This window comes from Streptomyces sp. NPDC007095, assembly GCF_040634475.1.
In the GTDB taxonomy this organism is placed as follows: domain Bacteria; phylum Actinomycetota; class Actinomycetes; order Streptomycetales; family Streptomycetaceae; genus Streptomyces.
In genome coordinates this window covers 1-8,279 of record NZ_JBEYFS010000345.1, presented here as the reverse complement: position 1 = coordinate 8,279, position 8,279 = coordinate 1, and the positions used below count along the sequence as shown (strand labels likewise).

Genomic DNA, 8,279 nt, shown 5'->3' with positions numbered 1-8,279 from the left:
CCGCGCACGGCCATGGGTCTGGGGCCGGCCAGCCCCGCCGACCCGCCCACTACGACGCCGATATGTGTACATCCAAAGAGGAATCCAGCACTAGCGGTCACGCAACCAGCACGCAACCGCCACGCTCGGACTCGCAGCCTGACAACGCATCACCCCCGCCCCTCAACTCCCATTCAAGTCGGTAGCGAAATCCTAGCCCCTCGAGTCGACCTCAAAGTAATCGAAATATTTGACAGGTCTCATTTTGCGCGGCGACTCTGACGACCTTTTACGCGCCGCATCTATAATATCCTTCTCTTCTTGGGTGAGAGTGTTTAGAATTTTCTGATTTTTGATCCAATCGTTTAGAAGGGCGTGAGAACCCCCTAGGTTTAGCGAGTAAAGCCACATACTTCTCCCCTGGCCACCTTCGCTCCACTCGGTCGCCCATTTGAGCAGGTGACCTATTTTTTGTTTGGCGGTGAACCTTGACAGCATGACAACCACTTTCCTTGCGCGTCAGGCAGGACTCACATCTCGTGAACGTATCCACGGAGGGAGAGATTTGCATTTCGTTCATTTTTCGCATGTCCATAAACCCCGAATATGGCCATGTCAACGGCGAGAGAGCCAACCACGGCAACGGCTCCGCCCCCCCAGAGGGGACGCCCGGGCGGCAGCGATCGAACTGGCCATTCCCAAGCTTCGGACCGGCAATTACTTCCTGCTTGGCTGCTGAAGCGCCGTCGTGGAGAACAGGCCCTCATCAGCATGGTGGCTGCCGCCTACCTGCCAGGTCGGGAAGCGCGAGAGAGACGCGATGACACGGTTGAGGAAGCCTGAGGCGGCGTCGGGGCGCCGAGTCAGTTGACCTTGCGCCCGAAGAAGCGGGCGGTCTCGCTGTCCCCGGTCACCAGGATCCTGCGCAATCGGCGCTGGCCGCAGGGCCTTTAAGCTGGTCGGACAGGGTTTTATTGTCCGGCTTGCCCCGCCGACTTGGTCGTGACGATCAATCCGGGAAGTCGCTCGCGCGACCCCGTGATGACATCGACGGCGTCTCGTCTTAAGCCCTCCGTCGCCGCCCGCTCCAGCTCTGCCACCGTGGCTTCGTCCAGCCGTTCGGTGCGCTCGCTGCCGGAGCCCACAGGGTGCTCAGAGGGCTCCAGCGGAAACAACTCCCGCATCAGCACGAGGGGCCGCCGTCCCGCGTTGACCTGCAGTACTTTGAAACGGGTGCGGGGAGAGAAGACCAGACGCCCGGGGCGTACGGATCTACTGCTCTCGTAAGACGCCCGGTCAGAGACCACACCAAGAACCCAGGACCACCCTCGCTCAGCGCGGAGGCCGACGTAGAAGCGGTCCAGAAGCCGTGGTCGACGACGAATTGGTTCTCGCGGTACCAATCCGTCACCATCCCGACCGTGCTCGTGTGCACAATTGCGGGGCCGCGGTAGGACGGCAGTCTGCGTAGGCCCGACGCCGTGCAACGGGCGAGCGGCAAATGCCCACCCGCCATTCCTCCAAGCAGTGCCGGGTCGATCCATTCCCATTCCCCGTCGAGGTACAGGTACACGGCGGCCAAGTCGGCGAGCGCACTGACACGATCGTGACGAAGACTACCCAAAGGACTTTGGGATTCCGGCAGTGCTCTTACCATGACCGCCATCGCCTGCCGATATCGCCAGCCGTAGATGAGCCGGAGCCGGTCGCGGGCGACGCCTCGTCCACCCGTCGATATGATCCGGGCGGCAGCGCGCGGGACTGGTTGCACCTTAACGTCGGGACCTCCCCGCGTCCGCCGTGGAAGGAATTCCGAGGCGTGATCGGAGCCCGCGCCGACGGACTCACCGAGTGCGCTCATGACGTCGCTTCTCCATGGAAAGTCGGGGGTGGAAGCGCACACGGCAGGAGCACTGCGTTGGTGGCGCCTTCGACGATTATAGGAACGGCTCGCCGAACAGGGCTGGATAAGAGCAAGAGCTGTACGAAAGGGCACCTGCGCCGTCATGTTCGTACCCGGCGCCAACTGCTCACCGTCAGCCGGGGCATCAACGCCCACATCACCGAGCGAACCGTCGACGTACACGTCCTGAACCTGCGCAAGAAGATCGAGGCCGACCCGAGCTCCCCGGTCCACCTGCTGACCGTCTACAAGGTGGGCTACAAGCCCAACGACCGCACTCCGGCAGGCACATCCCTACCCTCGGACAGCTGGTGAACACCGTCGGCGCGGCTGGGAACAGGCTGCCGGTCCACCGCAGTCTGCTGTTCCGGATGCTCGCCTCCTCACTGCTCATCGTGGTCTGCGCGATCGCGGCCACCGCCTAGCTGGCGGTATGGACCACCACCGACGCCGTACGGGACCAGCAGGGGCAGGTGCTCGCCGACGACACCATGATCTACCGCACCCTCATGTCGTACGCCGCTTCACATCACGACTGGCGCGATGCCGCCCCCGTGGTGCGCTACCTCGCCCGCAGAACCGGCCGACACATCACCGTGGCTCCGCAGGACACCCGGCGACCGGTGGCGAGCGGGCCGGTCCGCCCCTGCCGCACGCCCGCCAAGGCGTTCGCCACCGTCGACCCGCTGCACACCGACCCGTTCTTGTCACCGCAGCCAGACGGCAGCGGCATCGGCCCCGCTGCACTGGGCCCCTACGCACTGCGGGCAGCCGACCGGCAGCGTCTGGACCGCGTGGCGAACGCTGTCGCGAAATGCCTCACCGGCGCGAGCGTGCCCTTCGAACGGTCGGCGTCCCCCTCGGGCCGTCCGGTGATCGCGCTGCTGCACGACGTCACGCTCCAGGAGCAGATGCAGGGCGCGGATCAGCAGCAGTACCGCGCCAAGCGCGCCGACGACTGCGGACTGCTCGAACTGGACACTCCGACCGCCGACGAGGACCACGCGCTCACCGCTCTCAACGATGTCGTCAACGCGTGCCTGCGTCGCCAGAAGCTGCCCACGGTGAACCTCGGGCTGAACTTCATGTCCGGCACCACGGCGCAGGGCACTGTCCCGCACTCCGCGCGGAACCGGCCGCCGAGAACATCTCGGCCCTACATCGCCCCCGCTACGGCGAGGATGAACACTGGCAGGACGAGGCCTGCGGATGCCCGGGTAGGGCGATTTGTGATTTTCATGGGCCCGACTCTGCCTCTCCTGGCCTGAATCGGTGCGAGATCGTCTTGGTTTTGGACCCTGGGGGCAAAATCCGGCGTACTCAAGTTCACGACCTCCTGGAATCCGTAGGTGGTCGGGGACTCGATCGGCTTGGCTGTGTCCACCCGTAGTCACGTACTCACAGGTTCCACGATGCCGCAGAACAGTGCTGGTGTGACTCGCGGCTCGCACCGCATGGGACATGCTGCATCCCCGCCGATTCCATGGGTGTGACACGTGAACGCGATCGGTCCCGGCGTGATCGTTACGTCGGTAATCCGGCGCGTGAACGAAGAGCGGGTTAAATTTGAGAGCAATTGATCGTGATTGCGCGGCTGCCGACAATTGCTTGTGAAAGGAAGGAGATGTTCATGGATTCATCTGAGAGGAAGGTTCGGGTGGCTATTCATGCCGACGATCCAATCGATCGCGCCGGCTTGAGTGGTTACGTTCGAAAGGATCACCGATTGCTTGAGGTCGACCATGCAGGAGTCGAACAGACCGATATTTTCGTGGTGCCCGTAGAAACCATGGAAACGGCCACTTTGGAAAAATTGAGAGCCTTGTCAAATGAACCCACGGCGAAATTTTTGCTTATCGTGAAGAATGGATGGAATGTTGACACTTCGACCGCGATAGCAGGTGGGGTGCGCGGCGCTCTACGGTATGCAAATTGCTTTCCGAACACACTCTCCCAGGCGCTGCTGACGATCGACGCCGGAGGTAACGTGATCCCGGAATCACCTAAGGATGCGTTCGCGGAGAAGGCGCAATGGAATCGATTTTCGACTGACGGCAACGAGAGTCGAGCCACGTGCGGACTGACCGGTCAGGAAATATACCTGCTCCAGTCGGCGGCGGATGGCTTGAATTATGCAGAAATAGCCGCCAAGATGTCTTGTTCGCTGGGCGCGGTCGAACATATCTTGTCCGGCATCATGGACCACCTGAATGTTCGCAATGATGCCCATGCCGTTGCCTGTGCCATGCGCTCGGGCGTCATCTGAGGCCTGCGCGCGACATGCCGACCGGTACCCCGTGACCGCTGACGCAAAGCGCTCGGCGGGGCAACGCCAGCCAGGCGCCTGCTGTTACTCAGCAAGTCGGCGGACCAGCGGGCATCGACTTCCGTCAGAAAGCAACTCGGGACACCCCAGTACACGAGTTCCTGGGAAATTCCAGCTGCTGCGGCAGTGAGTGGTTTATGCCCGCCACTTGGATTCCCCCACTCAGTATGGTGACATCTGCCTGACCGCGCTGCTGGTCGGACATGTTCATCGCGGCGTCTGCGGGGCTGCCGATGGGAAGCAGGCAGTCCTCGTCGCGGTCACTGCCAGCGTGGCGCTGCGGCCAGGCCGTGCGGGCGCGTTCAGCAAGGCGCGCCTCCAGTGAGAGCCGGGTGTGTTCCGAAGGCGTGGGCATGCCGCTCAGCTTGCGGTTTATCCAGTGCGGCGTGGTTTGGGCCGGTTTTGTGATGGGTTGGTCGGCGGTGGAGTTCGCCGGTGACCAGGAGTAGGCCGACGTCGTAGCGTTCGGCGGGGTGGCGGTTCTTCGACCCGAGTGGGCGGCCGGGGCCGGGCCGGGAGGGTTTCGGCACTCCGGCTGGTGTTGGGATCTTGGCGCGCAGGTGTCGGAACCCGCGCCGGACTCTCGCAGGGGTGAGCCTGTTCGGGGGGACGGGGCGTTCCCACGGACGTCGCAGATCGATGGCCAGGGTGCGGGCGAGGCGGAGCTGCGTATAGGCAGTGATGATCAGCCAGGTCCAGTTGTCTGCCGCTTCGGGGTCGCGCAGTTTCGGCGCGGTCCAGCCGAGGGTCTGCTTGATCATTCTGAAGAAGTGCTCGATGTCGAATCTTCTGAGGAATGCCTGCCAGGCCAGGTCGGTCTCTGCCCCTGTGGCTGTGGGCTGTGACCACCACAGCCACAGGGGCTTGGGGTCACCGCCGCTGGGCAGGTGGTCGACCTGGAGGCGGATCACGGTCCCCTCGATGATGGGGAGACTGCCGGGGTGGTCCCGCCGGGCGGAACGCTGTTGCAGTTCGGGGTGGAGCCGGTCCCAGCCCTGGGCGTGGGCGGTGCCGTAGCGGGTGGTGACGGTCTTCGTCTCCGAGTCGGGGGCGCCCCAGGTCCTGGCGTCCTTGAAGATGAATTCGCTGCCGTGCCGGGGCGGGTGGCCGCCGCGGGGATGGGCCCGGTAGTACTCCTCGCGGGAGGGCGCCGGACGGCGCATGACCCGGTCCGAGCGCAGGCGCCCGAGGAGTTCCACGGGCAGGTCGGACAGCAGCCAGGCCAGACGCATCACGTCGTAGCCGGCGTCGAGCACGATCCAGATGAGTGGGTCGCCCACGTGCCACTGGCCCGCCGCGATCAGGCGCTCTACCAGGTCACGCACCTGGGCGGCGGTCACGGCGGCGAGGTCGTCGCCCGGCCGCAGCCGTACGGCGTCCAGGGGCGCGGTCCAGGAGGAGCGGCCCGTCTCCAGGGCGACGATCCACGAGCAGGGCCAGCCCGGGATCATCAGGTGCTTGTTCTCGCCACGGCCGTAGGTGTGGCAGAAGGAGCGGGCGTTGCTGGTGGCGGCGTCGGGCCGCAGCCACGGCGAGACGTCCACCGCCAGGACCAGACGGCCGTCGCCCGTCCGCGGCAACGGGACCGAAGACAGCACCCGCCGCAGCCGGGCAAACTCGATACGGCCCCGATTGAGACCGCCGTACAACGCACCGTGCCCGCGACGGTGTTCGGGCTCAAGAGCCAGTCCGACCAGCGTCTTCACCGGCCCGTCCGCACACAGCAGAGCGTCCGTCAGCTCGAACAGTGCATCCGCGCGACCAGTCAAAGAGTCGTAGAAGTCCGCCCGGAAGCATGACAGTTGCGCGATCGCATCCTGCGGGACCCTCACACACGACAGGCTCATCCCCACGGCCTTCCTGCTGAGCGGTGTATCTGTGACGGAGCACAGCATCAGCGGAAGGCCGTTCCCACGCGTCCTGATCCGGGCAAACCACACTCACGGATGAAACGCGTGCGAAGCCGGAGGATAAACCGCAAGCTGACCGCCCGGCACCCCGGCCGGAGCCGGTTGTTGTACTCCGCGGGCCCCGTCGTACGGTGCGGGGCGGACGGTATGCGGCACAACCACCGCCCCCGAGACCGGCATCCGCCGACCGTACGCCCAGGACGCCCAGGACGCCCAGGACGCCCAGGACGCCCAGAAGCGGACGAGCTGGCCTAGTACTCCAGTTGCACTTCTCCATTTGTCCTGGTCACAGGGTCTTTTGTGAGTCTAGTGAGCTGACGCTCCATCAGGGTGGTGGTGGTTCGTGACTCACCCGATCGGGGTGCGTTGAACCAGTCATGGGGACGGAGAGCGATGTCGAAGTAGGTCTGTGGGATGCCGAGTTGGAGTCGTTGCTGCAGCGGGTGGGCGGGCGCTTCGGCCGCGTTGAGCCCCGGCGACGGATGCGGGACTACGTGCGCGGCCTGCTGGGCCCGGTGGGCAGGAAGAACAGCTGGCAGATAGCCGAGTACGCGGGCCACGGCACCCCGCATGGACTACAGCGGCTGCTGTCATGGTGCCAGTGGGATCCGGAGCAGATCCGCGACGACCTGCAGGACTACGTGGCTGAGAGGCTCGGGCAGCCAGGCGGCGTGCTGATCGTCGACGACACGGGCTTCCTGAAGAAGGGCACCGTCTCCGCCGGGGTGCAGCGGCAATATTCGGGCACCGCGGGGGCCCGTATTTCAATAACTGTCAGCGACGGGGTTCCGCGGGGGTTGTTCGGGCGTGTAGCTGTTCCATTGTGCGGGCGGGTGATGCGGGTATCGGCGTGACGAGGATCCGGTGCAGGTCCAGGAGCGTTTTGCGTCCTGGTACTGGATGGACAGGTTGGTGCGGTTGACGCCCAGTAGTTGGGCCAGGAAGGTCATGGTTACCGCTCTGCGGCGGCGCAGGATTGCTGCCAGGAGCCGGTGGGTGTGGTCCACGCTGCTGGTCTGTGGGTGGCGGTAGCTGCGCGGGCGGTGGAAGCGTCGCTGGAATGCTGCCTCGGCCAAGGCGTCCCAGAAAGGCTCCGAGACTGCCACCAAATACTCGAAGGCGGTTCGTGACATGCCGGTCAGGGCCGGATCGGTGAGCATCGCGGTCAGGGCCGGGTCGGTCCGGTGTGTCGTTGCCGGCGCGCCTGGCGCTCGCGGTGGAACGGGAGACAGTGTGTAGTTCCAGTCACCGTGGAAAGCGTTGGGTGTGATCGGAAGGGCGTGAGGTGCCCCCCGGAGTGTGGACACAGGGGTTCATGCCGCGAGTGTGAGTCTACGTTCTGTTTGGTGCTGCTGTTCGAACTCGACGGGTGAGAGGTAGCCGAGCGAGCTGTGGCGCCTTCGCCCGTTGTAGTACGTCAGCCACTGGAAGAGTTCCAGCCTGGCCTGGCTGATCGTCATGAAGAGCCTCTGGTGCATCGTCTCTCTCTTCAGCCCCTGCCAGAAGCTCTCGGCGAGGGCGTTGTCGTAACTCGACCCGACGCGGCCCATGCTCCTGCGGATCCCGAAACGGTCGCAGACCTGGGCGAACGCGCCCGAGGTGTACTGGGCGAGTTCAACCGGTCGTTGCAACACCGGGTTGTTGTAGTGAGCGTAGCTGTTCCTCGAAGACCTCGGCCGGGGTCTTCCAGCCGAGCACCCGGCGTGAACAGATGTCCAGGACACAGGCGAGATACAGCCACGTGCCACCGACCTGCACGTATGTGATGTCGCCGCACCACTTTTCGTCGAGCTGCCCGGCATGGAACACGCGGTTCACCAGGTCCGGGGCCGGCGGCGCGAGCCGGTCCGGTGCCGTGGTGCGTTTACGCCGCCGCAGATGGCGGCCCTCGACCCCGTTGACGCGCATCAGCCGTTCGACGCGCTTGCGGTTGACGGTGTGCCCGAAGCCGCGCAGTTCGGCGTGGATGCGGCGGACTCCGTACGTGCCCTTGTGATCGGCGTGGATCTCGCGGATCTCCTCGACCAGGGCGTCGTCGGCCGCCCGGCGGGCCTGCCGGGCCACCACCCCCGCAAGCCACCGGTAGTAGCCCGAGCGCGAGACCTCAAGGACCCGGCATATCCGCTGCACGCCGAAGTCGGCGCGGTGGGCGGAGATGAAG

6 protein-coding genes and 2 pseudogenes are annotated in these 8,279 nt (G+C 64.9%); 4 read left to right on the top strand and 4 right to left on the bottom strand.

Features of this window, described 5'->3' with window-relative positions; genetic code table 11:
- Positions 1-1,900 precede the first annotated feature (1,900 nt).
- The 3 genes from ABZ656_RS54060 (at position 1,901) to ABZ656_RS54050 (ending at position 4,148) form a co-directional block, all read left to right on the top strand.
- The gene (locus ABZ656_RS54060; RefSeq protein ID WP_360279536.1) at positions 1,901-2,197 is read left to right on the top strand and encodes a helix-turn-helix domain-containing protein; all 297 of its coding nucleotides are present in this window, start codon (positions 1,901-1,903) and stop codon (positions 2,195-2,197) included.
- Between the two features lie 158 nt (positions 2,198-2,355).
- Positions 2,356-3,150 (top strand): hypothetical protein, encoded by a 795-nt coding sequence (locus ABZ656_RS54055; protein ID WP_360279533.1) that lies wholly within the window; start codon positions 2,356-2,358, stop codon positions 3,148-3,150.
- A gap of 362 nt (positions 3,151-3,512) precedes the next feature.
- On the top strand, positions 3,513-4,148 hold the full coding sequence (locus ABZ656_RS54050; protein WP_180362808.1) for a LuxR C-terminal-related transcriptional regulator: 636 nt from the start codon (positions 3,513-3,515) through the stop codon (positions 4,146-4,148).
- A gap of 362 nt (positions 4,149-4,510) precedes the next feature.
- Here the strand turns inward: ABZ656_RS54050 and ABZ656_RS54045 are convergent, their stop codons facing one another.
- Complete coding sequence (locus ABZ656_RS54045) at positions 4,511-6,055, bottom strand: NF041680 family putative transposase (RefSeq protein WP_360279530.1); 1,545 nt, start codon at positions 6,053-6,055, stop codon at positions 4,511-4,513.
- Between the two features lie 440 nt (positions 6,056-6,495).
- Between ABZ656_RS54045 and ABZ656_RS54040 the strand changes: the two are divergent.
- Positions 6,496-6,873 (top strand): annotated as a pseudogene (locus ABZ656_RS54040) (transposase); the annotation flags it as partial.
- Here ABZ656_RS54040 and ABZ656_RS54035 read toward each other — a convergent pair.
- The 3 genes and pseudogenes from ABZ656_RS54035 to ABZ656_RS54025 all read right to left on the bottom strand — a co-directional run.
- A pseudogene (locus ABZ656_RS54035) lies at positions 6,756-7,401 on the bottom strand (ISAzo13 family transposase); the annotation flags it as partial. The pseudogenes ABZ656_RS54040 and ABZ656_RS54035 overlap by 118 nt on opposite strands.
- A 30-nt stretch (positions 7,402-7,431) precedes the next feature.
- A complete protein-coding gene (locus tag ABZ656_RS54030) occupies positions 7,432-7,752 on the bottom strand; it encodes an integrase core domain-containing protein (protein ID WP_360279527.1) in 321 nt (106 codons plus the stop codon).
- On the bottom strand, positions 7,733-8,279 hold a 547-nt coding region (locus ABZ656_RS54025), incomplete at its 5' end, for an IS3 family transposase (protein WP_360279524.1). The genes ABZ656_RS54025 and ABZ656_RS54030, both read right to left, overlap by 20 nt.

Coding starts and splice junctions, on each gene's coding strand:
- ABZ656_RS54045 (WP_360279530.1), bottom strand. CDS start 6,055: ATGAGCCTGTCGTGTGTGAGGGTCCCGCAGGATGCGATCGCGCAACTG.
- ABZ656_RS54050 (WP_180362808.1), top strand. CDS start 3,513: ATGGATTCATCTGAGAGGAAGGTTCGGGTGGCTATTCATGCCGACGAT.